The sequence below is a fragment of the Streptomyces sp. ISL-43 genome (assembly GCF_018614195.1).
In the GTDB taxonomy this organism is placed as follows: Bacteria; Actinomycetota; Actinomycetes; order Streptomycetales; family Streptomycetaceae; genus Streptomyces.
Genome location: NZ_JAGGOT010000024.1, coordinates 1 through 22,472, shown reverse-complemented (window position 1 = coordinate 22,472; position 22,472 = coordinate 1). Strand labels below are relative to the sequence as shown.

Annotated in this window: 20 protein-coding genes and 4 pseudogenes; 6 read left to right on the top strand and 18 right to left on the bottom strand. The window is 68.7% G+C overall.

Annotated features, from left to right (window positions below; translation table 11 throughout):
- Positions 1 to 91: 91 nt before the first annotated feature.
- The 10 genes from J7F03_RS14425 to J7F03_RS14380 form a co-directional block, all read right to left on the bottom strand.
- Positions 92 to 265, bottom strand: coding sequence for a hypothetical protein (locus tag J7F03_RS14425; RefSeq protein ID WP_214949500.1), 174 nt, complete (start codon positions 263 to 265; stop codon positions 92 to 94).
- Positions 262 to 1,404, bottom strand: a complete 1,143-nt coding sequence (locus J7F03_RS14420; protein ID WP_308379512.1) for a tyrosine-type recombinase/integrase — start codon at positions 1,402 to 1,404, stop codon at positions 262 to 264. Before J7F03_RS14420 ends, J7F03_RS14425 begins: the two co-directional genes overlap by 4 nt.
- 219 nt (positions 1,405 to 1,623) lie before the next feature.
- Positions 1,624 to 2,295 (bottom strand): DUF6308 family protein, encoded by a 672-nt coding sequence (locus J7F03_RS14415; protein ID WP_308379511.1) that lies wholly within the window; start codon positions 2,293 to 2,295, stop codon positions 1,624 to 1,626.
- Positions 2,296 to 2,405: 110 nt separating this feature from the next.
- Entirely contained in the window at positions 2,406 to 3,617 is a 1,212-nt protein-coding gene (locus J7F03_RS14410) for a HEPN-associated N-terminal domain-containing protein (protein WP_214949499.1), read from the bottom strand.
- Between the two features lie 48 nt (positions 3,618 to 3,665).
- A complete protein-coding gene (locus J7F03_RS14405) occupies positions 3,666 to 4,241 on the bottom strand; it encodes a hypothetical protein (protein WP_308379516.1) in 576 nt (191 codons plus the stop codon).
- A 281-nt stretch (positions 4,242 to 4,522) separates the two neighbouring features.
- Positions 4,523 to 6,013, bottom strand: a complete 1,491-nt coding sequence (locus J7F03_RS14400) for a ThiF family adenylyltransferase (RefSeq protein WP_214949497.1) — start codon at positions 6,011 to 6,013, stop codon at positions 4,523 to 4,525.
- Entirely contained in the window at positions 6,010 to 6,381 is a 372-nt protein-coding gene (locus tag J7F03_RS14395; RefSeq protein ID WP_214949496.1) for a hypothetical protein, read from the bottom strand. Before J7F03_RS14395 ends, J7F03_RS14400 begins: the two co-directional genes overlap by 4 nt.
- Complete coding sequence (locus J7F03_RS14390; RefSeq protein WP_214949495.1) at positions 6,378 to 6,641, bottom strand: hypothetical protein; 264 nt, start codon at positions 6,639 to 6,641, stop codon at positions 6,378 to 6,380. The genes J7F03_RS14395 and J7F03_RS14390 overlap by 4 nt, the downstream gene beginning before the upstream one ends.
- Before the next feature lie 389 nt (positions 6,642 to 7,030).
- A complete protein-coding gene (locus tag J7F03_RS14385) occupies positions 7,031 to 7,549 on the bottom strand; it encodes an ImmA/IrrE family metallo-endopeptidase (RefSeq protein WP_214949492.1) in 519 nt (172 codons plus the stop codon).
- Positions 7,536 to 7,862, bottom strand: coding sequence for a helix-turn-helix transcriptional regulator (locus J7F03_RS14380; RefSeq protein WP_308379508.1), 327 nt, complete (start codon positions 7,860 to 7,862; stop codon positions 7,536 to 7,538). The genes J7F03_RS14385 and J7F03_RS14380 overlap by 14 nt, the downstream gene beginning before the upstream one ends.
- A 271-nt stretch (positions 7,863 to 8,133) precedes the next feature.
- Here J7F03_RS14380 and J7F03_RS14375 point away from each other — a divergent pair.
- Positions 8,134 to 10,201 (top strand): annotated as a pseudogene (locus tag J7F03_RS14375) (Helicase associated domain protein); the annotation flags it as partial.
- A gap of 1,676 nt (positions 10,202 to 11,877) precedes the next feature.
- Here J7F03_RS14375 and J7F03_RS14365 read toward each other — a convergent pair.
- From J7F03_RS14365 to J7F03_RS14330, 8 genes and pseudogenes are all read right to left on the bottom strand, one after another.
- Entirely contained in the window at positions 11,878 to 12,117 is a 240-nt protein-coding gene (locus J7F03_RS14365; RefSeq protein ID WP_214949490.1) for a hypothetical protein, read from the bottom strand.
- Positions 12,118 to 12,238: 121 nt separating this feature from the next.
- A complete protein-coding gene (locus tag J7F03_RS14360) occupies positions 12,239 to 12,667 on the bottom strand; it encodes a DoxX family protein (RefSeq protein ID WP_214949489.1) in 429 nt (142 codons plus the stop codon).
- Between the two features lie 79 nt (positions 12,668 to 12,746).
- A complete protein-coding gene (locus J7F03_RS14355) occupies positions 12,747 to 13,181 on the bottom strand; it encodes a YdeI/OmpD-associated family protein (protein ID WP_308379507.1) in 435 nt (144 codons plus the stop codon).
- Between the two features lie 11 nt (positions 13,182 to 13,192).
- A pseudogene (locus J7F03_RS14350) lies at positions 13,193 to 13,546 on the bottom strand (VOC family protein); the annotation flags it as partial.
- 377 nt (positions 13,547 to 13,923) lie between these two features.
- Positions 13,924 to 14,409, bottom strand: coding sequence for an iron chaperone (locus J7F03_RS14345; protein WP_214949488.1), 486 nt, complete (start codon positions 14,407 to 14,409; stop codon positions 13,924 to 13,926).
- A gap of 64 nt (positions 14,410 to 14,473) precedes the next feature.
- Complete coding sequence (locus J7F03_RS14340) at positions 14,474 to 15,112, bottom strand: glyoxalase (protein ID WP_374104330.1); 639 nt, start codon at positions 15,110 to 15,112, stop codon at positions 14,474 to 14,476.
- Between the two features lie 5 nt (positions 15,113 to 15,117).
- A complete protein-coding gene (locus J7F03_RS14335) occupies positions 15,118 to 15,639 on the bottom strand; it encodes a helix-turn-helix transcriptional regulator (RefSeq protein WP_214949485.1) in 522 nt (173 codons plus the stop codon).
- Between the two features lie 306 nt (positions 15,640 to 15,945).
- Entirely contained in the window at positions 15,946 to 16,356 is a 411-nt protein-coding gene (locus J7F03_RS14330) for a VOC family protein (protein ID WP_214949483.1), read from the bottom strand.
- A 1,344-nt stretch (positions 16,357 to 17,700) separates the two neighbouring features.
- Here J7F03_RS14330 and J7F03_RS42340 point away from each other — a divergent pair.
- From J7F03_RS42340 to J7F03_RS14310, 5 genes and pseudogenes are all read left to right on the top strand, one after another.
- Positions 17,701 to 17,937 (top strand): hypothetical protein, encoded by a 237-nt coding sequence (locus J7F03_RS42340; protein WP_308379506.1) that lies wholly within the window; start codon positions 17,701 to 17,703, stop codon positions 17,935 to 17,937.
- A gap of 3 nt (positions 17,938 to 17,940) precedes the next feature.
- Positions 17,941 to 18,189 carry a hypothetical protein gene (locus J7F03_RS42335; protein WP_308379505.1) on the top strand — a complete coding sequence of 83 codons (249 nt, stop codon included), beginning with the start codon at positions 17,941 to 17,943 and terminating at the stop codon, positions 18,187 to 18,189.
- Between the two features lie 115 nt (positions 18,190 to 18,304).
- Positions 18,305 to 19,142: pseudogene (locus J7F03_RS14320) on the top strand (TnsA-like heteromeric transposase endonuclease subunit).
- Positions 19,139 to 21,287, top strand: a pseudogene (locus J7F03_RS42640) (Mu transposase C-terminal domain-containing protein). The pseudogenes J7F03_RS14320 and J7F03_RS42640 overlap by 4 nt, the downstream one beginning before the upstream one ends.
- Before the next feature lie 122 nt (positions 21,288 to 21,409).
- Complete coding sequence (locus J7F03_RS14310; RefSeq protein WP_214949509.1) at positions 21,410 to 22,408, top strand: TniB family NTP-binding protein; 999 nt, start codon at positions 21,410 to 21,412, stop codon at positions 22,406 to 22,408.
- Positions 22,409 to 22,472 lie beyond the last annotated feature (64 nt).

Genomic DNA, 22,472 nt, shown 5'->3' with positions numbered 1-22,472 from the left:
CTTGGTCTGCCCCGTCCGCTCGGTCTGCTCCCACTCCAGATTGTGCGTGTTGCACAGGTTGTGGCCGACCCGGCGGATGCGCAGGCAGCCGTCAACACCCGCACTGCCAGACGTAGACCGGATGCTGAGGCGGAATGAAGATCAGCAGATCGCGGAAGAGCGGGTCGAATGTGGGAGCCTCGATAAGGGCCGTGAGTAGTTCGAGCCGGTCACGGCCGATGCGGGTGGTGTCCGTGCGGCCGGGCAGCAAAGTCAGCGGGATCACGGCCGTGTCCCCCACACCTGCGCCAGCGCGGCGGCGAAGGCCGGGTCGTGGACGTCCACATGACCGTAGACCTGCTCGACGGTCGCCGCCGAGGCCCAGCCGCCGGCATCACGCGCGATCACAGCGTTACCCCTGGCGGCGTCCAGCACCGCAGTGGCGAAGCTGTGCCGGAAAGCGTGCGGGACCACCCGGCCGATCTCCAGACGGAATGCGGCCCGGCGCAGCATGCCGCGGGCCGCGGCCGTGGTCCACGGCCGGCCCCGGGTGGGGCCGTGCAGGCTGACCAGGAGCATGCCGTGAGCGGTCTGGGCGGGGTACTGGGTGGTGATGTACTCGAAGTAGGTGTGAATCATCGCCGGACTCACCCGCCGCACCGTCCCGCCGCACACAGTGCCGTCCTGTGACGTCCAGGGGGACTTGGTCTTCACCCGAGCCCGGTTGCCGTTGTCCTCACGGTGACAGATGTGTACGTGCGGCCCCCGGCATTGACCGCACGCGGCCTGCTCGCGCAGGTGCAGGTCGACCAGACGCAGTCCGCACAACTCACCGATCCGGAAACCGCCGTCGGCCAGCCACGTCACCACCATCCGGTCCCGCGCGCACGAGACCGCCCCCAGCAGCAGATCCCGGGCGCCTTCCGGCAGCATTTTCGGGTGCCGGCGCATCCGTTCCGACGGAGCCAGAGGGTTCGCGGGCATGCTGTCCAGGACGTGCCCGAGCATCGCTCGACGGCGGTCCGCCCGCGTCGGGAGCCGCGTGACGCGCAGCGCCTCCGCCAGTGACGGGTTCACGCCCCGGATGCCCAGGTGAAGGTAGAAGCCCTTCAGGCAGGCCGCGGCGGTCTTCAGCGCGCTGTGCCCGTAGGGGCGCTTGCCTTCTCTCCACGGCAGACCGAACGGCCCCGGGTAATCCGCTCCGAGGGCCGCCATGTAGTGCCGCAGGTCCTCAAGCGACACCGCGCCTGTGTCCAGGCACGCGAACCGCAACCACCGCAGATGATCAACCAGCACATACGCGTACGTGCGGTCCGTACCCGCCCGGCAGGCACGCAGGAACCCGTCCGCCTCCGCCACCACCGAGCAGTCCGTGTCCACGATCGTGTAGGAAACCCGCCCGTCGGCACGGACGATCTCCTGCACCCGCAACTCCCCCACCACCAACCGACCACCCACCCGCTGCCGCTCCCTCTAGACCCAGGGCCGCCCCGCTGGCGGCACTCCCGGTCCCGAGTCCACACCCCTTCCCTGGCCCCGCGGACCACTCCACGCGAACGTCCCACACACCCAGGTGACAGTTGGTAAAGTCCGTGACCCTCACACGCCAGAACGCCTCCTCGGGTCACGTTGACAGCGGCATCCTCAGGGGCAGGCATGGCCGACGGCACGGTGGTTCATCCAAACCGCCACATCGCACACCCGCAGCGCACTCACCGTCTCGGGTAGCCCCGCGGCCTGCCTCAGTTCCAACAGCTGGTGATGCAACGCGGCATCGTCCTCGCGCAGCGCGGCATGGAGAGCGAGCCAGAAGGACGGCGGCCGACCGACGGCACAGCGGACGACTCGGTCGTAGACCGGGAGCAGTCGGGGACGCTTACGGGCCAGGACCTTCCCGGCGATGACCCAGTTGACCCCATGCTGCTCGCAGAGCAGAGTCCAGGTCCGATCCGCCGGCGAGCCGTCGGCCACGACGACCGCGTCGGCATCAACCATGTCGATGTCCCTGGGAATGGCCTGCAGCAGACCGGACAGCCGCGTGCCGAGGCGGCCCTCCAGGATGTCCAGCGTGACAGGTGCCGGAACGGTGACCGACAAGGTCTGCACCGCGATCAGGTCCTCCGCCGTGATCCGGTCAGCGACCTCCGGCCGGTCTCCCCCACCAGCCAGATGCTCGAACCGGCTGCCGGTGAACGGCACCGTGCCGGGCGGCAGACCGATACCGAAGTAACGCCGCAGATCTACGACGGCCTGAGGATCAGCGATGAAGGCGCCCAACCGTTCCACGAAGGGCTTCGAAGGACCAACGGAAAACACCAGCAACTCCTTTTTGTGCTGGTTGCCGCCGGGGGAGTATTTGCCCCGTGGCTATCGAGATGGCCGCCTACGCCAGTTCCTCCGGAGATATCGGATGGTTGCCGGAAGAGTCAGGAATCGCGGCGGACAGGGACCGTACGGCGGGAGGCGGAGTCGAGCACGAGGGACAGGCTGCTATCCCCTTGGCCAGGCGCTTCGGTGCCGCGGTCGACGCAACGTTCGTTTGGCACATCGAGAACGGCAGCCATCGCGTCAGTCAAAGAGGAGGTATACAGCAGGCCGGAGACCGGCGCATGGGGGCGGAAGACATGCAGGAGGTACTCGGTGACCACCTGGGTGGGTACATAGTCGATCTGCTCGTAGGCGGAACGCGCGGGCTTGGTCAGTTGGGCGGTGAAGTCTCTCAGGAAGATGAGAGGGCGACGGTCCGCCGCTCGGTCGAGGTCGTACAGGGAGGGCACGGGCGGCAGGTCCGTGAAGTCGACGACGGTACATGGAGCAGACGTCACGAAGGCTGCGGCCGTCGCCCAGGACTCCTCACTGCGTAGTGAGGTCTCCTGGACCGCGGTTTCGGCGTCGATCGCCCCGTAGAACATGGGGATACCTGCAGGGCTCATACGGTTGGCCTGCCGCGCGTGTTCACGTGGTGCTGTGCCCAGGCGCCGCGCGTTCCAGTCGACCTGCGGCTCGTCGTGGGGCAGCGCGCGCCACAGGCGAGTGCCGGCGGGCAGTTCCCTGACGAGACCGAGTCTGTCGATGAGGTCGCCCACGTGGTCAAGGATGCGGCCGGCCGATACCTCGCCGGCTCCCAGCCACTCCTCCTCCATTTCCCGCAGCCAGAACACGTAGCGGGTGCGGTACTGCACCTGCTCACAAAAACGGGCCCACCCATCGCGAAGAGCCTCATCACGGCGAGGGGCGATGAAGTCGACAGGCACCCAGGGCTGGTCGATGATGGCATCGCATACGGCGTCCAAAAGGCCATCACCCACCAGGACATCTGAGCCGCCACAGTCCTCGACCACCTCCCACGTATCCAGGATGGTCCATTGGTAGCCGCCTTCTCTGCCGTCCCAGGAGACCCCCTCGTCGTCAGCGGAGCGGTACTCGGTGTAGATGGCTGCGACGAACGTCTCCAGCAGAACATCGAGCTCAGCAGCCGGAGACTGTCCGCAAAAGCTGCAGGCGTCCTCATCATTCCCGGCGGCGCTCAGCACCGCTTCGAGGACGTCATCGTTCACACAGCCGGTGCACACGTATTGATCGGTGAAGCACCAGCCTTGATCGTCCTGCTCCTCGATCATGCGCTTGTAGAGCCCCATCAGCAGTCGCTTCCTCCCCGGTGCGTGCCTGATGCGCCAGTGTGGTCGTCAAAGGTCAGTGTCAGACGCGGGCTCTGTGTCCACTCCGAGGTCGAACCGCATCTGCTGGCGCATCTCGGACAGGAGCGTCCACGACTGTTCGACACTGGCTTCGAATGTGTTCACATCTTCCTGGTTGTAAGGAGTGCTCGCGGCGATCTGCTTCAGCCGTCCGTAGCCAGCGTTCAGACGCCTGCTGGCTGCGCCCGCACCTGCCATTACCTGCAGGGGGACGATCATCTGCGCCTCGGCGTAGCTTTCCCGAAGTGTCGTACGGCGGGCCTCAAGCTGTTCAAGCGCGGCCTCAATCCCTGTCCCGTTACGCAGCGCGTGCATGACGTCGACCTGTGCGGTCAGGTACTGGCGGGCTGCCGTGTTGAGCGTGATGTAGCACGCCCTGCGCAATGCGATGGACTCCTCAGCCCGGCTCCGGGCCCGTTCCGCCTCGAGGAGAGCCTCTGCGTGATCACGTTCCTCACGCCGCTGCTCCGCAGCCGCCTCCATCTCCATCCGCTTGGTGCGGTCCGCACGGCTCTGCGTCAACAACGAGGCACCCAAGGTGCCAACCACACCGACCACGGCCACCAGCAAAGCCGTCCATCCCGCCCCCACAACCCCTCCAGCTCTCCGATGCATGACGATTATCGGCTGAGAGCAGGGTTTCCCGTCACTGCCAAGCCCGAGGCCCTGACCGGGCTACGTCTCACGCGCAGCGAAGGCTCCCGCAAGTAGCGCTTGAAGCCCGACGGAACGTAATCAGGTTGCGCACGGGCACCCGGCTACGCGAGCCGGACCGGCCGAGCGAACACCTTTGGCCGCCTCGTATCCCGTATCCCGTATCCCGTATCCCGTATCCCACCGGATCATCAGAGACGGAACAGGAGATCATCGACGGCGCGCCGAGCTCGAAGCGGCCAGCGATGTACGGCAAGACCACGTGCAGCGCGGGCTTGCTCGGCGGCCAGATGCCGTCCCGTGACGGTGACGGGAGCGTCGTCACCGAGCCCTCGCAGCATGCCGTCGTAGGGGCAGCCCACCTCGCAGCCGTCCTCGCGGCGCTCAAGGGTGCCGGTGGTCAGGTGGTACAGGTGGGCGCCTGTGTCGGCGATCCCGCCCGGCGCGGTCGTCATGGTGACGAACTGGTTCAGCTGCGCGGCCGCCGCACTGATGGAGAAGACGAAGACGTTCTCCTTGCGGCGCAGCGGATGGTCGACGGGTAGGCCGGTGATGTAGGCGGGGTCGTCGAGAGAGCCGTCGCGTTCGGCTTGGACGTGGGCGGGGTCGTACTGACCCAGGCATTCCACGCAGGCGCGGCCGGGGGCGGCGATGTGGGCGCGCCATTCGGCGCCGCGCAGGCGTCCGCCACGGGCGTCGACCGCGATGCCGCCGTCGACGACGGGGATGAGATGGGCATAGGCGAGGAGGTTGAGGACGGCGCGGGGCCAGGGCCGGTCGACGCAGGAGAAGATCACGTCGCAGTCGGCCGCGGCGGCGAACCCGGCAGGTTCGACCACGCTCAGCTCGTACGGCATCGCGCGGAAGTTCGTGGCGGTGGCCGCACGGCGGGCGGTTCGGGCGGCGAGGTGGGCCTTGGCCCGGTGCAGGCGTACATCACGGATGGTGGCGTGCAGGAGCCGGTCGAGGTTGACCTCTTCAACGGTGTCGAAGTCGAACAGGCTCAGGCGCTCGATACCGGTGCGGGCCAGGGCTTCGACAACGAGCATGCCGACTGAGCCGCATCCGACGACACCGACGTGCAGACGGGCCAGATCGTCCTGGGCTGTCTGTCCCCAGGCGGAGACGGTGCGCAGCTGCCGGTTCGTCGCCGCCGGCACAGAGAGAAGACGGTCGTTGAAGGTGACCGTCAGGCGGCCGCCGACCACACGAACGCTCTCCGCCTCGGTAGGGGTGTAGCGGCGGGGAGCCTGCTGCTGCCAGATGCGGGCGCTGAATCCGGCGTCCGCGGCCGCGAAAGTCAGACCGACCAGCGGGCGGCCGGTGATCACCCGGGTCTGCGCGGCGAAGGACGCCTCGGCCGCGTGGTCGATGCCGTTCAGGCGCTGCCAGCCCCGGCCCTTGGGGTGGGCGTGGATGAAACCGAGTCCACAGCCGTGCTCGGCTGCGAGGGCGGCGGCGCGCAGGAAGTAGGCGCTGGTGAAATCCACCGTGCCATGCACGATCCGCTCACCCTTGCGCGGCAGCACCACCTCGACGAGCAGCGCGGTGGTACGGCTGGCGCCAGCACTCGGCCGCCACAGCACGAAGGCACAGTCCTCCTGCCCGTCCGCACGGCGCAGGTGGCCGGTGAGGTGCTGGGCGACCTCGCTGGTCATCGCGACCGAGAAGCGGCTGATCATGCGGAGCGTCCGTTCTCCAACTGCGCGAACAGGGTGCGCAGATGTCTCAGGTAGCCGCGGACGGTGCGGTCCTGCGCCCAGTCGGCGGGCGGGCGGCTCCAGTGTTCCCACTCCGGGCCCAGCGGGGAATTGTGCACCGCGCCGTGGGGGTGTCCCAGGCGGGGGGTGATGTGCGGGCCGTGCGGGGCCGACAGCGGCCAGTCGGGCATCAGATCCAGGCCGATGCGTACTGTCGTCCCGGCCTGCGGGCCGACCTCGACGAGGTAGTCGAAGACGGCGAAGTTGCCGGTCTGCTCCACCGTGTAGCCGGCGCGGCGCAGGCCCGCGAGCATTCCCGCGGGCCCCGCCTCCGGCATTACCACGGTCATGCGGTCGGGGTCGGGCCGGTGGAGACCGACACGAACGTCTCCCGCTCGTGCACGTTGATCTCCTCCTCCCCCCGGCCGGCGAACGAGTGCTGGTGCCGACCGGTGATCCGGACCAAATAGTGCGTGCCTGCGTCGATACCGGCCAGGGCCAGGACCGCGTTCGGCGTCGTGCGCTTCGGCACCTCCACCGGGTCGCCGTCCACCGTGACCGTCACTGTCTTGCCGCTGGTCTTCTCATGCTGGGTGTCTGCCGTCGTCATGACGACCACCTCCCCTTCCTCCGGCCTGCCACGGCAGACCGGGATATGTGAAAGGCGGGCTCGAAGCCCGCCTACTTGCTCTTCTTCGAGCCGCGCGACACGCGCTCGTTCACCGTCGTCGAAGGGTGCCGACGCACCGTCGACTGCTTCACGAACCGACCCGTGACCGCACTCCGACCACGCTTCCCACCAGACCCACTCGCCTTACTGGACTTGCCCGGCATGACGCACCTCCTGTTCCCAGAGGCCACCTCGGCCCCTGTCGACGCATCCAGGACAGCACGCCCAGTATCCTCTCGGCAACATTTTTTGAGTGACAGTTTCGCTGTCGTGTTTTTGTACAACAGAGACCGCCCGGGATGCGGAGCGGCCTTTCAGTGCGGAAAGCGTTACGCCGTGGGGTCCGCGATGATGCCGAGATTGATCAGCCGGTAGTTCATGGCCATCTCACTCATCTCGAAGCGCCTGGCCATAATGAGCGCCAGTTGCTGGGCCGTACGGAACTCGGCCTCGCGTGCGGCGCGACGCACCATGGGCTCAGGAGCCAGCAGAGCCGCCGCGAAGCGGTTGGCCTCCATCTCCTCACGATCCGTGGCCATGCTTGAGACCGTGTCACGGAAGTTCACACGAGTATCGGTGTCCAGGATCAGCGGCCGACCGCGATGCAGCCGCAGGTGCCCGAGTTCATGAGCCACCGTGAAACGCTGCCGGTTCTCGTGGTGCTTCTGGTTCACACCGATGACCTGCTCGTCTCCCCGGCGCAGCAGCATGCCCGAGACGTCGTCCGGCATGTCCTGCGGCACGACAAACACGCCCAGCTTTTCCGCGATCAGCACGGGGTTGATAGGCGCCTCATCGATGCCGAACTGCGTCAACAGCATCTTGGCCGCCGCGTCAGACCTGGCCATCGCGCACCCTCCGTTCAAAGGCTTCCGACGCTACAGACGCCACTGCGTCCGCTAGATAGTCCGGCAGCCCGTTTACCTGGCCGGGCTCCTGCAGCCCGGGCAGCAGGTCGGCCGGCTTCACCCCGAGCGCTGACGCAAGGCGCACCAACCGGTATGGCGGGGGAGCTTGCGCACCGGACTCGATGTTCGTGATCGACCCGCGTGTCAGCCCCGCCTTCCGGGCCAGCAGCTCCTGCGTCAACTTCGCTCGCGCCCTTGCCGCGCGTACCCGCCGGCCAATCTCGGCATTGAAATCCCGCTCAACATCGTCCACGTCACTCCCCGCGATGACAGCCACACTGTCATTCCAACTTAGTCCACCCTCACCAAGACCACCACAGCGACTCCCGACAACCGCCCAGGCAGACCGCCACCACTGCCTACAGCGAGCACCGCGCCGCCAGCGCCGACCCCATAGCTGTCAGTACACGGACAGCACCACACTCGAAGACCACCGCCAAGAAGGCGCCCGTCGTCGCGAACATGTACGACACCTGAAGCACCAGCTCAGCAGCATTTCCTACACGACTTCAGTCGGTAAAACGGACGAGGCGCACCGCACGTCAGGGCCCTGGGGCAAGCCGTGGGCCGCTATCCATGACGACGCCGCCATCCCCGCGGATCGCCGGCTGTATATGACCGCCACGCCGCGGGTGGCCGAGCCGTGGCCGGCTGCGGCTGCCGAAGCTGACGATGGGCCGGCTCTGGTCGCTTCGATGGATGATGAGCAGGTGTTCGGCCCGGTGGTGTACCGGCTCACGTTGGCTGAAGCCATCGACCGCGGGCTGCTGGCCCGCTACCAGATCGTGGTGCTGGAGATCCGGGACCAGGCCCTGGCTGCGGGACCGGCCAACTGCGATCGTCCGGAGGCGAGCAGGACGCAGGCGCGTCTGGAGGCATTGCAGGCGGCCGTACTCAAGGCCGCGGCGGAGCATCATCTGGAACGGGTCATGACTTTCCATCACCGTGTCGCGGATGCACGGGACTTCGCCGCCTCGGTGGAGGGGACTTCCCTGCGTCTTCGTCAGGCGGACCCGGCCCTCTACCCGCGTGAGGTGTGGTCGGGCTGGCTGCAGGGCAGTCACCGGATGGCCCACCGGCGGGCGATACTGGGAGAGTTCGCCCGAGGCCTGCGCGCCGACGGTCAGGTGGTGGAGCGCTCGGTGCTCTCCAGCGCGAGGGTTCTGGCCGAGGGCGTGGACATCCCGGCGGTGGACGCGGTGGTCTTCGGCGACCCTCGGGAGTCGATCGTCGATACCGTCCAGACCGTCGGCCGCGCCCTGCGCCAGGGGCCGCGCGGGGACAAAATCGCCTCACTGCTGGTACCGGTATTCCTCGGGCCCGACGAGCGCGGTGAGGACTGGCTGGGATCGGGGGCCTATCTGCCGCTGGTCCGAGTCCTCGCCGCGCTGCGTGCCCACGATGAACGACTCGTCGAGCAGCTCGCCTCCCGCGCCCTCACCCACGGCCAGCGCAAGGTCCACCTCCGGCGAGACGAGGACGGGCGGATCGTCCGGGCCGACGGCCAAGGCGAGGACCAGGAGCAAGACGGCACCCAGGCAGCGGCCGAGTCGGCGCTGCTGCACTTCTCCTCTCCCCGGGACGCAGCCACGATCGCGGCCTTCCTGCGTACCCGGGTCTACCGGCCCGACAGCCTGGTGTGGCTGGAGGGCTACCAGGCGCTGATCCGGTGGCGGGCGGAGAACGGGATCGCCGGCCCGTACGCCGTCCCGTACGACACCGAGACCGAGGTCGGCGTCACCAAGACGTTCCCCCTCGGGCGATGGGTCCACCAGCAACGCAAGGCCCTGAGGGCCGGGGAGCTGGAGGAGCGGCGCAAGACCCTGCTGGACGCGCCGGAAGCCGGGATGGTGTGGGAGCCCGGCGAAGAGGCGTGGGAGGCCAAACTCGCCGCGCTCCGCTCCTACCGGAGGGCCACCGGACACCTCGCACCCCGGCAGGACGCGGTGTGGGGTGAGGACGACGAGATGGTGCCCGTCGGGCAGCACATGGCCAACCTCCGGCGTAAGGGCACCAAGAACGGCCTCGGGAAGAACGAGGACACCGCGACGACCCGGGCCGCACAGCTCGCCGCGATCGACAAGGACTGGAACTGCCCCTGGCCGCTGGACTGGCAGCGGCACTACCGCGTCCTGGCGGACCTGGTCGACGCCGACGGACAGCTGCCCGACATCGCGCCCGGCGTCCTGATGGACGGCGACGACATCGGCAAGTGGCTCCAGCAACAGAAGCAGCCGGCCACCTGGGCACAGCTCCTGCCCGAGCAGCAGGAACGGCTCACCGTGCTGGGCGTACAACCCACGCAGGCGCCGTCTCCCGCCCCGGCCGGCCAGTCGTGCGACGAAGGGGCCGAGCAAGGCACAGCAAGCGTTCCACAGGGGCCTTGCAGCCCTCACCCAGTGGGTAGAGAGGGAAGGCGCCCACCGGCCGGTACCCCGCGGCCACGGTGAGCCGATCACGGTCGCCGGCGAGGCCGAGCCGGTTGTCGTGAAGCTCGGCGTTTGGGTCTCCAACACCAAAACCCGACGCAGCAAGCTTGACGCCGACCAGCTCGCCGCACTTGCCGCGCTGGGCGTCGACTGGGCGCAGTAGCGGTTACGGCAAAGCTCCCGGGGCCGCCCTCTTGACGTGGTCTCTCCGGGGCGGGCGAGTCACACCCTGCCGGAAAATTCACGAGGAAATTTCTCTCGGGCCCAGCCTAGAACGCCCCCTGCGCGCCTGCGGTGCCGCCCCAAACGGGTAGAGCACCAACGCCCTGCGATGACATCCCGGCACCTGACGACGGAACAAGTCCGCGGGACCCGGCCGGCAGCCGCGGCACCCAGCCCCGGCCCTCACGCCTTAGGAATCTGCACCAGGCTGTCCAGCAATAGCGTCATGACCTGTCACCACTGAAAACGCGGCAACCTGTCACCACCACAACCGTCACGAGCCCGTCACCAGTACAAACGACATACCGCGCTCAGTGACAACACCCCGCTCCCCCAGTGACAACAAACCGCAGATTCGCAAGGGGAAACGGCCGCTTCGCGGCCTTGTGGGGCCTAGTCGCTCCGCTCCCTGGCCCTGGGCCCGCTGCGCGGGCGCTGGCTACGAGAGCGGGGTGGGGTGTGGTCCGAATCCAAGCAGCCGCTTGGAGCGAATGATCAGATCCGACCCGCTTGAAAGGTAGGACAAGCTGAGTCCCCGCCGGAAGGCCGGTGGGGACTCATAGCGCACGAAAGCCGGTCGTGAGGTGGGGGGTTAGCTACAGACCGCGTAGACCGTAATGGTCGTGAGGGCACCTGCCGTGGCGGTCACGGTCCAGTGGTCTCCGTTTGGGTAGCTCTGCCCGAGAACGGTGGCGAGGCCAGTGGCAGACAGTCCTCCAGAGATGGGAGTAGTACCGACCGGACATGCCGGGGAGTCGTAGGACGCGTTGACACCCAACAGGACGTTGTAGTCCTGGGAGACGATCTGCGCATCCAACGGCCCGGCAGGGCCAGTAGGGCCAGTAGGGCCAGTAGGGCCGGTGGAGCCTGCAGGGCCAGTGGCACCCACGGAACCATCGACACCAGCAGGACCGGTAGGACCGGTAGGACCGGTCGCACCCGTGGCACCGTCAGTACCGGCGGCACCCGTGGCACCCGTGGCACCGTCAGTACCGGCGGCACCCGTGGGACCCGTGGCACCCGTGGCACCGTCAGTACCGGCGGGACCCGTGGCACCGGCGGGACCGGTCGCACCCGTGGCACCGTCAGTACCGGCGGGACCCGTGGGACCCGTGGCACCCGTGGCACCCGTGGCACCCGTGGCACCCGTGGCACCGTCAGTACCGGCGGGACCCGTGGCACCGGCGGGACCGGTCGCACCCGTGGCACCGTCAGTACCGTCAGTACCGGCGGGACCGGTCGCACCCGTCGGCCCCGCAGGCCCGGTGGGCCCGGGTTCGCCCCTGTGGCCGTGGTCGCCGTGGTCGCCGTGGTCGCCCTGGTCGTCGCAGTGGCCGTCTCGGCATCCTTCGCCACGCGGGTTGGCGGCAGAGGCATTCGCGACCGTCTTGATGTGCCCCATCGCGAGAGCCGGGCTGGCCATGCCTGTGAGTACGAGAGCGAGGGATGCAAGGCTGCCGCCCGCAATCCAAGTGCTCCGCATGGGAAGCGGGAGCGGCCCGAGCGACGACCTTGTCCTGGAGTCAGGACTCATGCGTTCTCCTGATTTTCGCGAAGTCGGGAAGGGATGTTGCCTCCGACAGAGGCAACATCCATATTCTTACCATATGTGACGACTTATGCACTTTTAGTGATGTTGCCAGTCCATCCGATCGCCTCGACCTCTATCATCATGGCCATGACACGCTCGACGGACTGTCGTCCGGCCTCACCGAGGGGATCCGCCCGGTAGATGTCACTGTCATCAACTGCAGATTCGCAGGTGATGAGCCGGAATTTGGCGCTGGTGATGCGGGTGAATACGGCGACGGCTTCGGTGGTGGCGAAGTCGTCGGTGTCACCGAGGCGGGGGGCCATTTGCGGGTGAGGACGAAGGTCTGCTCGTCGGCGGACAGGGGCTTGTAGCGGACCCGTAGGCACAGCACGGCCAGCCGTACTCAATCCTTCATCGTGTCGCGCACTGCGGACAACCGACGGATCAACCCACGATCTTCGACCTGGACCGCGGAATGCTGCCAGCGGCGGCCGGCAGGAGGTGTCGCCAGTCGGCGGGCCAGTTGGCCAGGGCGAGGATGCCCATGATGACGAGGTGGGTCGGCGCGGCCCAGCTTTCCACCGCCGGGTCGTGGTTGATGAAGTGGGTGGTAGCCGCGCCGGTGAGCACGAACATCAGCGTTGTGGCGGCCAGGAAGCGTGTGCGCCGGTCAGGGATCACGAGCAAGACGGCGGCGACACCTTCCAGGGCACCGACCACGAAGCGCATCCAGGACGGGTAACCCCAATCGACGAACTTCACGGAGTACGCGGTGCTGAATATCGTGTCGCCCGGCCAGTACTTGGTCACGGCTCCCAGCGCGAACTCAAGGGCCAGGAACCAATACAGGCCGGTTTTGGGGTATTTCGACATGTATGTACCTTTCGGGGGGTTGGGTAAGGTTGGCCCTCCGCTCGGCGTCTGCTTGGCCGGCGGAGTCTTTGTTTCGGGTTCAGTTCCGCAGGGCGGCGATGGCCTTCTCGATACGCCGCCGGCGCGTCTCGGGCTTCTTCGCGTTCTCGATGGCGCGCACGTGTTCACGCTTGCGGCTGTCGGTGAGATTGTCGAAGGCGGCGCGGGCGGCCGGGTCGTCGTCGAGGGCTCGGGCGAAGTCCATGGGTTCGACGACGACGCGCGGCTCGGTGTCGAGCTCCAGCTCGACCTCGACCTCGTCGCCTGTCGCGACACCGGCGGCCTGCCGGTTGGCGTTGCTGAGGCCGAGCAGGTGACGGCCTCGCATGATGGCGACGCGGCTCTTCCAGCGATGCCCGTTGATAGTGATCGTCACCGGCGGTCGCGCGCCATCGCCGAGCGCCTCGACCACCTCGGGCGGAACTTCCAATCCCCGCATGGGCTCGGGCGGCTCGACGAGGGTGCGAAACTTCACGACGTGCTCCTTTACTCCGCGTAGGGCTGGTCGGTTCCTTGGGCGCTGTAGCCGAGACTCCAGATGTAGCCGTCCGGGTCGGCGAAGGTGCCGCCGTACCCGCCCCACGGCAGGGCGCCGGCGGGCTTGAGGATCGTGGCGCCGGCCTTCTCGGCCTCCGCCATCACCGCGTCGACCCGCGTCTCACTGCGGACGACGTAGGTGAGGACCAGTCCGCTGAAGCCGCTGCCTTCCTGGTCCGTGCCCACCTGGTCGGCCAGGCCTTCGCGGCTGTAGAAGCCGACGGGCGAGGCGCCGTCCGATTCGAAGAACACCGAGATGCCGTAGTCGCTCTGGATCTTCCAGCCGAGCCCCTCGGTATAGAACCGCTTGGCGGCCTAGATGTTCCGGACGCCCAGCAGGATCGAACTCACGTGCGCTTTCATGTCGTCTCTCCATCCGTTCGAGGTGTATGTGCTGCATGAACCAGCAGGTCAAACGCCTGATGTCACATCGGCGTGTATGCGCCGGTCAATGAGACGACAAGGGGAAGCGGGGAGGCGTTGCGCGGCTCCCATGATGACGCCAGGCACCGACAATCCAACGCTGCCGGGCACCTTGCCTTGTGTCCTGCTCAGGCGGGCACGCCGTAGTCGGCCAGCGGTTTGACGGCCCATTCGGCGTGCGAGAAGACGGAGTAGCCGGAGAAGCCCGTCTTCCACGGCTCGGTCACCGTCGCCGCCGGTCCCGCCCCCGGTCGGCCTCAGCCCACTGCCTTCTTCACAAGGGCGCTGATGAGCTGTTCGTCGGCCGCGGTCAGCTCCTTCAGGGCGTAGGCGGTCGGCCACATGGCGCCGTCGTCGAGTGCCGCCTGGTCGCTGAAGCCGAGCGTGGCGTACCTCGACTTGAACTTCTCCGCGCTCTGGAAGTGGCAGACGACCTTGCCGTCCCTGGCGTACGCGGGCATCCCGTACCAGAGCTTGGGCGCGAGGCCCGGAGCGGCGGTCTTGACGATCTCGTGGATCCGCTCGGCGAGGACCCGGTCCGCCTCCGGCATCTCGGCGATCTTCGCGAGCACGTCCTGCTCCGCGGCCGCCTCCTTCTCCGCCCGGGACGAACCGCGCCGCGTCGCCGCCTGCTTCTGCTCGCGTGCGTGCTCCTTCATCGCGGCCCGCTCCTCGGCGGTGAATCCGTCGTACTTCTCGGTGGTCGTGCCGGAGTTCTCGGCGGGCGACTTCGTGGACGGCATGGCAGGTTTCCTCTCGTACAGGGTCAGGCGGGGCGGTGCGGGAGTCAGGACGGCGTAGGGCGAGCTACGCGGCGGCCTCCCAGGCGAAGCCGTCCGGGTCGGTGAAGGTGTCGGCGGTGCTGCCGAGGAGGATGCGGTGCGAGCCGGTGCCATCGACGGGGACGCCGAGGTCCTTGGCCAGGGCGCGGCGCTTGTACAGCGCCAGCTTGACGCGGCCGGTCGCACCGGGGGCGAACTCGGCGTACTTGCCGCCGAAGCTCTTGGCCACGGTCAGGCCCCGGTCGATGTAGAACTGCTTGGTTGCCTTCACGGCCTCGACGCCGAGCAGCAGGACGATCTCGTCGATCTCGCGGGTGTCGGGGCCGGTGTCCTTCTTCGCCGAGGTCGCGATCTTCCAGATCGTCCCGTCCGGGGCCTGGACGACGCCGCTGTAGCCCCACAGCGACTTCGCGGCGGGCTTCAGGACCGTAGCGCCGGCGTCCACGGCGGCGGCGACGAAGCCGTCGACGGTGGCCGGGCCGGACACCGTGAGCCCCAGGGTGAAGCCGCGGAATCCGGTGGAGTGGGCCTCGGACGCCCGCAGGCTCAGGTACGTGTCCACGCCGAAGGCGCTGTAGAAGCGGCGGGCGGCCTCGGGGTCGGCCACCTCAAGGGTGACGGACGCGAGGGACGTGATAGCTGCGGTGGAAGCGTTGGTTGCCATGACCATCACGCTAGGGGCTGGGCGGCGGCCGGGGCTTCTCGATTCCTGACCGGTCTCGCGACTTGCTTCGCCACGCACGCCGGCATCCCCACCACCGTGACCGCCGAGCCCGGCTCGTAGGCCGCGCCCGCGGCATCGGCATCGGCAGGCGCCGCAGCCGCCGCCTGGCGCCGGAAAGCCCCGGGCGACATGCCGACCAGCTCGGTGAAGCGGGTGGTGAACGTACCCAGCGACGCGCAACCGACCGCGAAGCAGACCTCGGTGACGCTGAGGTCGCCCCGCCGCAGCAGCGCCGCCGCCCGCTCGATGCGACGCGTCATCAGGTACGCGTACGGCGACTCACCGTAGGCGGCCCGGAACTGGCGACTCAGGTGCCCGGCGGACATGTGCACGTCGCGGGCGAGCGCCTCCACGTTCAGCGGTTGTGCATACTCCCGGTCGATCCGGTCGCGGACGCGGCGCAGCCGCGCGAGATCGTCCAGGCGCTGCGCCTGGACGCGTGCACGCCGCCATTCAGGCCTACACATGAGAACCCTCCCCGTTGTCGTTCATCTTCCAATGCCATCGACGTCGTCGAGCGTGTGGGGTACCCGTCTCGGGGGGCACCCCACACGCTCGGTGGTGTGGACCGGCCCGTCGGACTCGACCTGCCGGGCGGGCAACCGCCGGACCGCGGCGGGACGGAGTCCGGGCTCATGGCCGGTTCAACCAGGCCCCGGACGCGACCCTGGCGAGCGGCCGGCCGGGCAGGCACGTCCGCTCTGGTGCGCCGCGGTGCTCCTTATGGGCGGTCGCGATGTCGGCCCGCACAGCTGCACCGATACCCGCAGGGCTCAGCGCAGCTCCTGGATGCGGACCAGGTTGCCCGCAGGGTCGCGGAAGGCGCAGTCGCGCACCCCGTACGGCTGCTCGGTCGGCTCCTGGACGACCTCGGTGTCACCGGCCTGTGCCTTCTCGAACGTGGCGTCGAGGTCCGGGGTGGCCAGCAGAATCCAGCCGTAGGTGCCCTTGGCCATCATCTCGGTGATGGTGCGGCGCTCGTCCTCGGTGATGCCGGGATCGGCGGCAGGCGGCGCCAGAAGGATCGACGTGCCGGGCTGACCGGCCGGGCCGACCGTGATCCAGCGCATCCTGCCCTGCCCGACATCGCTGCGGACCTCGAAGCCGAGGACGTCGCGGTAGAAAGCGAGCGACGCGTCCGGGTCGTCGTGCGGCAGAGCCGTCGTGTGAATGGTGATCTCCATGGCGAGCAGGCTAGACGCGACTCCGTCAGCTGCGCTTCTCGATTCCTGCTCGATCCGGAAACGCCCAGACGTTCACAGCAGCTGTCGCTCTCCTGGTGAACATGTCGTCGCCACACTGAAGACGGCACGGTGCAACTGCTGAAGACCTGCGGCGAAAACATCGCACGGCCGAACTCCGCCCCGGTCACACGAAGATGTCACCCCGTCACCGCAACTCGCCGGCATCGGCGAAACGCACACCAACCGCACCACCTCAGGCAGCGCACAGCAGTCACCTGCGCAGGCGAGGGCCAGACCCGCTGGCTCACTGGCACGGGCAGTCGTGGCCTGAAAATCCCTAAGAGATCAGTGACAACCAGACTGCTCCGGTGGCCAACACATCGCAGATTCGCAGCCGACGTGACGACCGCAGTCCTTGCGGGTAGCCAGTGGGCATGGCTCCGCAGGCAGCAGTCCACACGACCGGTTCACAAGCGGGGCTCTTCCGAGTGGCGCCCCTGGCCCGAGAGACGACCTGGTCCCTGATGTGCCGGATTGCCGCCCGCTACGGCCGGGAACCCGGCTCGCTACTGGGGCACTGGCAGTGGAAGAACCACCAGCCCCGCCACCCTGGCGGAGCGCTGCGCGCAGACGCAGAGGTCCTCCTCAGCCCAGCCGGCTTTCTCGTGCTGGCAGGACTGTGCAGGGTTCCCGAGGAAACGCTCAGGCGTGCGCTGCCGTCCTGGGACAACGAGGAGGACGGACTTTCCGGCCCCACGGCAGGCGCCCCGCAGGCTCTCTGGCGCGTTGGCGGTGCGGTCGTGGGCCCGGTCGCTTTCGGCTGCCGTCTGTGCGCAGCACGCCGCACCGGGCAGGCGGTACGCACGGTCCTCTACGCCGAGCGCTGGGACCGGGTGTGCAGGCGGCACGGCCGGTGGCAGCTGGACGCGGACGCCGACCAGCATGTGGAAAACCTCGATCTCGGCGAAGTCCCGGAAGTCGTCGCGGCGCAGCAGCAGTGGGCCTCGGTGGAGTGCCGTGCCCGCCGGTCAGGCGTGGAGCCTGTCGAGGTCTTCGGCCTCGCGCGGGCGGTGGTGTGCCGGTGGTGGGAACACTCCCTTCACTGGGAGCACGAACGGATCTGGCCGCGTCGTCTGCAGCAGGTTGCGGTCGGCGACGCCGGTAGGAACATCGACCGGTGGCGGGCAGTCGGGCGGGACGCGGTGGTCTTCCCCGAAGTAGTGGCCGTGGCCGGTGCGCTGCTGGACCCGGCCACCCGAAGAGCTCGTGTGGGCCGACAGCGGTGCGGGCCGCCCCCGCCCACTGCCTGCGGACGGCAAATTCGGGCGCCGCCTCGGCGAACTCGTGGGACGACCCTGGCTGGGTCCGCTGGTCGCGACCGACGGCGGCCCGCTGATCGCGTGGAAGGCCGCCATCATCCGCCGGCGACGGCATGCGGTCGATGCCTACGACGCCGGTCCGTGGCGGGTCAGGAGCGAGCAGCAGCCACACACCATGGCCGCCCTGCTGCGCGAGCAGACCAGGGAGAAGGCCGCGGGCGGTTCCGGTACGAACTGGCGCTCCACCGTGCCGCCCGAGTAACGCGTGTTCATCACCAGCCTCATCGACACCGCCCAAGAGGAACTGCTCCAGCTACGCGGCGCGCACAAGGGCCGCACCACGGACGCCGCCCGCCTCCTCCTGCAGCGGCTCAGCCACTCCATCAACCTGCTCGACCAAGCCCTCCGGGAAACAGCGCTCGCAGCGTTGAACGCGGGCGTCGCACTCCACGACGTCGAGCAATGGGCAGGGCTCGACACCGATGCCCTCACCACGGACGAGGACGGCGAATAGCCCGGGGCGGTCCGGGAGCAGGCGTAGCGGGCATAGGTACCGCATCAGGCGCTCCCACATGAGCAGAATGGGCAAACCGGGCAAAGCTGTTGGCGGGGGTAGTTGACTCAGCCACGTGACAGGCGCGTCAGGGACCAGCGGTGCAGAGCAGCACGCGGGTGAGGGATCCGGATTCGAGGCGTCGTTCGCCGGGTTCGGCGGGCAGGCCGTACAGCAGCGGTGGGTGGACGCGGCGGTGGCCGTCGCGTTCGAGGAACTTGAACCGGTCTCGGCGTTCCCGGTGGTCCCCGGCAGACGCTGGGGGCCCGGGCTGTGGTGGTCGGCGACCACCGGGCGGCACGTCGCCTCCGGGTCGAACGCGATGCGCGCACAGCTGATGGTCCTGGACCGCGACCCGGACGTCGTGGGTCTGGCCGGGCGGCCCGTGCGGCTGCTGTGGCACGACGGGCAAGGGCCGGGTACGGTCGTGGACTCCACAGCTCTTCGGCCGCCGCGCCGACGGGACCGCCCTCCTCGCCGACTGCCCCAGCCATACCGCGGCAGGAGCAGAACGGGCCCTGCAGGCCGCCGTGATGATGACACGCGCGTGCGAGCAAGTCGGCTGGACCTACCAGCGCCTGGAACCGCTCGAACCTGTGATGGCAGCCAATCTGCGGTGGCTGGCCGGCTACCGGCACCCCCGCAACCAGACCCGCCCCGGCCTCACAGCCGCCGTCTGGGAAGCCTTCGCCCGGCCACGGCCACTAATCGAGGGCGTCGAAGCAGTCGGCGACCCGATCCAGGTCCTCCCCGCTGTCTTCCACGCCCTGTGGCACGGCTGGCTGAGCGTCCCGCTGGACAGGCCGCTACACGAACGCGTCCTGGTCAGCCCCGGCCCCCTACAGCCGTACGAAGCCCGCGAAGGCGAGCACCCGCACCATCCGGTCGGTAATCGGCACAGGGCGGCGCCGTGACCGGGACGCGGCGGGGGAAGCGACCCGTAGTGGCGGTCGGCGCATACGTCCGCTTCGACGGGGCACGGTGGCAGGTCGTGGCACTGGCAGGACAATGCGTGCACCTGACGGACGAGGGCGGAAGCAGCGCGGTCGTGCTCGCCAGCCACTTGTTCGCCGACCCAGCCTTCAAGATCGAGGGAGTGGAGGCCGGGCAGACTCAGCCGGTGCCGCAGTGGGGGCTCTTCGAGACGGCCCCAGCCCCCACGCGCGAGAAGGCGCTGGCCTGGCAGAGGCACATCCGCGAAGTCGAGTGCGGTCGCCCTGACGGGCCGGACAGCGGCGGGATGGTGCGGGCCCAGTACGATCCCGCCCGGCGGACGCTGGCCGAACGGGAGCAGGCCAAAGCCGCCGAGCTCACCGCGCTGGGCTTCGGGAAGGTGTCGCGCACGACGGTGCAGCGCATGCGGCTCGCCTACCGCAAGCAAGGCCTGTGGGGCCTGGTCGACCACCGCACCACCCGCGCACCCGGCCCGGCGGGACAGCATGACGAACGAGTGGCGAACGCGGTGAAGGAGGCACTGCGCCGACAGCGGCGCCGGTCCAAAGGCACCATCAACGCACTGTTCCCCCTCGTTCTTCAGATCCTCGAAGACGAGCACGGACCAGGCGCAATGCCCGCACCGTCACAGGCCACCCTTTACCGGCTCGTCCACCAGCTCGCCCTCCCCGCCGACCTCCCCGGCCGCCCCGTGCGCACCCCGCCCATCACACGCGACGGACGCGGGTTGACCCCCACCGTGGCGCTGCGGCCCGGGGAGCAGGTACAGATCGACACGACCCGCCTCGACGTCCTGGCCATCTTCGACGACGGCAGCATCGGCCGGCCCGAGCTCACCATCGCCGTCGATGTCGCCACCCGCGCGATCCTGGCCGCCGTGCTCTGCCCGAGCAGCACCCAGGCCGTCGACGCCGCTGCTCCTGGCGGAAATGGCCGTCCCCCACCCGGCCCGTCCCACCTGGCCCGACGCCCTGCGCTTCGCCCACAGCACGCTGCTCCCCCACCAGCGGCTGCTGACCCTCGACGAACGCCTGCACGGCGCGGCCGCACGGCCGGCCGTCGTCCCGGAGACGATCGTCACCGACCGGGGCACCGTCTACCTGTCGAAGGCGTTCACCGCGGCATGCGAGACCCTCGGGATCAGCGTCCAGGCTGCCCCGCCGTACGCACCGACCGCGAAAGGCATCGTCGAGCGGACCTTCGGCTCCATCAACGCCCTGTTCTGCCAGCACCTGCCCGGCTACACCGGACCCGACATCACCCGCCGCGGCCCCGCCGCCGCACACGAGGCCCGCTACACCATCCCCCAACTCCAGGACCTCCTCGACGAGTGGCTCATCCACTGGCACCACCGCCCTCATCAAGGCCTGCGCCACCCCGTACTGCCGAAGGCCGCGCTCACACCGAACCAGATGTGGGCCGCGCTCATCGCCGTCGCCGGATACGTGCCCGCGCCCCTCACCGGGAGCGACTACCTGGAACTGCTGCCGGTGCGCTGGCAGGCCATCACCGAACGCGGCATCCGCCTGCATCACCGCACCTACGACCACGACCTCCTCGCCCCGCACCGCGGCCGCCCCTCCCCTATCGCCGCTCGCGGCGGGAAGTGGGAGGTCCACCACAACCCCCACGACGCCCGCCAGATCTGGGTACGCCTGTCCAACGCGGCACTGGTCGAGATCCCATGGATCCACCGCGACCACAGCCACCACCCGTTCAACGAGCGCACCTGGCAGCACGTCCGCGCCCACGCCGTACGCCATCCGGATCCCGACCAGCACGAAGCCGACCTCGCCGACGCCCTCGACCAGCTCATGCGCCGGGCACGCGACGGAAGCGCCACACACACCGAGCACCACCTCCTCAGCCGCACCCCCAAACCCCTACCTGCCCTGGCATCCCCCCAGAATCGGTCCGGGCGCAGTGCCGAGGAGACCGCCGTCAGCCAAGCGGGCGCCAACCCGGACGCGGACAGTCTCGACGACCTGGACGACACCCCCGACGAACCATTCGAAGACGAGCCCGGAGACGACACCAGCGCCCCTGCCCACCCCTACACAGGACTCGGGCTCTACGACGCACACGCGGAAGCACTCACATGGTGAACAACACCCCACCCGGCGGTGCCCCGTCCGGCAACGCCGGCCCAGCCCAGGCCACCGCCCGACCAGACGACGGCGACGGCGACGGCGACGGCGACGAGAAGCTGGTGCGGCAGTCCTGGCCGATCACCACTTGGCAGGGCTGGCAGCAGTTCGTCCTCGCGCCACCCCCGGTACCGCCCACACCCGACGCCCCGCCACGCAGCCGCGAGGAACGCCTGGCCTACCACTCCGCGTTCGTCACCGTCCGCACCCCCGCCATGGACACCCTCGCCACCAGCATGCGCACCCTGATACTCCTCGGCCGCCACCAGCAGACCACCGCCCGGCCCTCACTGATCGTCACCGGCCCCGCCGCCGCAGGAAAGACCACAGCCCTGCTCCACGTCGGGCGCACCTGCCACCTCGCCCACACCCACCACGCTCCCCCACCGCGCAGACCAGAAGACGCCCAGGTCCCCGTCGCGTACGTCCTTGTCCCACCCGGAGCGACCGCGAAGATGCTCGCCGCCGAGTTCACCCTCTACCTCGGCATCCCCACCACCGCCCGCATGACCCAGACCCAGATCACCGAGAGCGCCTGCCACACCTACAACCAGGTTGGTGTCCGCCTCGTCCTGATCGACGAGATCCACCGCGTCAACCCCCGCACCACCACCGGCGCCGAAACCGCCGACCTCCTGAAAGACCTCACCGAACGCATCAGCGCGACCTTCGTCTACGCCGGCATCGACGTCACCAACACACCCCTGTTCAACCGCGTCCGCGGCGCGCAGCTCGCAGGACGTGCCACCCTCATCGACTGCGGACCCCTCCCCGCACGCCTCGGCAACAAGCATCCGTTCACCGACGTCATCACCGACCTCGAAAACGCCCTCGACCTCCAACACCACCGGCCCGGCACACTCCCCCGCCACGCCACCTACCTCCACCAACGCACCGCCGGCCGCATCGGCAGCCTCACCCGACTCATCCGACAAGCCGCCATCACCGCCATTGACGACGGCACCGAACGCATCACCAAGACCGCGCTGGACGCCATCCGCCTCGACCACCACGCCGAAACCCAACACCGACCCCGTACCGCCCGTAGCCGCACTCCCGGCCGCGAATCAACCCGCTGACCAGCACAAACACACCCCAGAACACGAAAAAACGCCTCGGTCCTTTAGACCGAAGCGCTACCTA

Excerpts from the sequence above, each read along its gene's own strand:
- J7F03_RS14385 (WP_214949492.1), bottom strand. The coding sequence starts at position 7,549 with ATGGCCAGGTCTGACGCGGCGGCCAAGATGCTGTTGACGCAGTTCGGC.
- J7F03_RS14345 (WP_214949488.1), bottom strand. The coding sequence starts at position 14,409 with ATGCCGTCCACGAAGTCGCCCGCCGAGAACTCCGGCACGACCACCGAG.
- J7F03_RS14335 (WP_214949485.1), bottom strand. The coding sequence starts at position 15,639 with ATGTGTAGGCCTGAATGGCGGCGTGCACGCGTCCAGGCGCAGCGCCTG.
- J7F03_RS14330 (WP_214949483.1), bottom strand. The coding sequence starts at position 16,356 with ATGGAGATCACCATTCACACGACGGCTCTGCCGCACGACGACCCGGAC.
- J7F03_RS14395 (WP_214949496.1), bottom strand. The coding sequence starts at position 6,381 with ATGACCGTGGTAATGCCGGAGGCGGGGCCCGCGGGAATGCTCGCGGGC.
- J7F03_RS14365 (WP_214949490.1), bottom strand. The coding sequence starts at position 12,117 with ATGGCCCCCCGCCTCGGTGACACCGACGACTTCGCCACCACCGAAGCC.
- J7F03_RS14340 (WP_374104330.1), bottom strand. The coding sequence starts at position 15,112 with ATGGCAACCAACGCTTCCACCGCAGCTATCACGTCCCTCGCGTCCGTC.
- J7F03_RS14390 (WP_214949495.1), bottom strand. The coding sequence starts at position 6,641 with ATGACGACGGCAGACACCCAGCATGAGAAGACCAGCGGCAAGACAGTG.
- J7F03_RS14410 (WP_214949499.1), bottom strand. The coding sequence starts at position 3,617 with ATGGGGCTCTACAAGCGCATGATCGAGGAGCAGGACGATCAAGGCTGG.
- J7F03_RS14360 (WP_214949489.1), bottom strand. The coding sequence starts at position 12,667 with ATGTCGAAATACCCCAAAACCGGCCTGTATTGGTTCCTGGCCCTTGAG.
- J7F03_RS14400 (WP_214949497.1), bottom strand. The coding sequence starts at position 6,013 with ATGATCAGCCGCTTCTCGGTCGCGATGACCAGCGAGGTCGCCCAGCAC.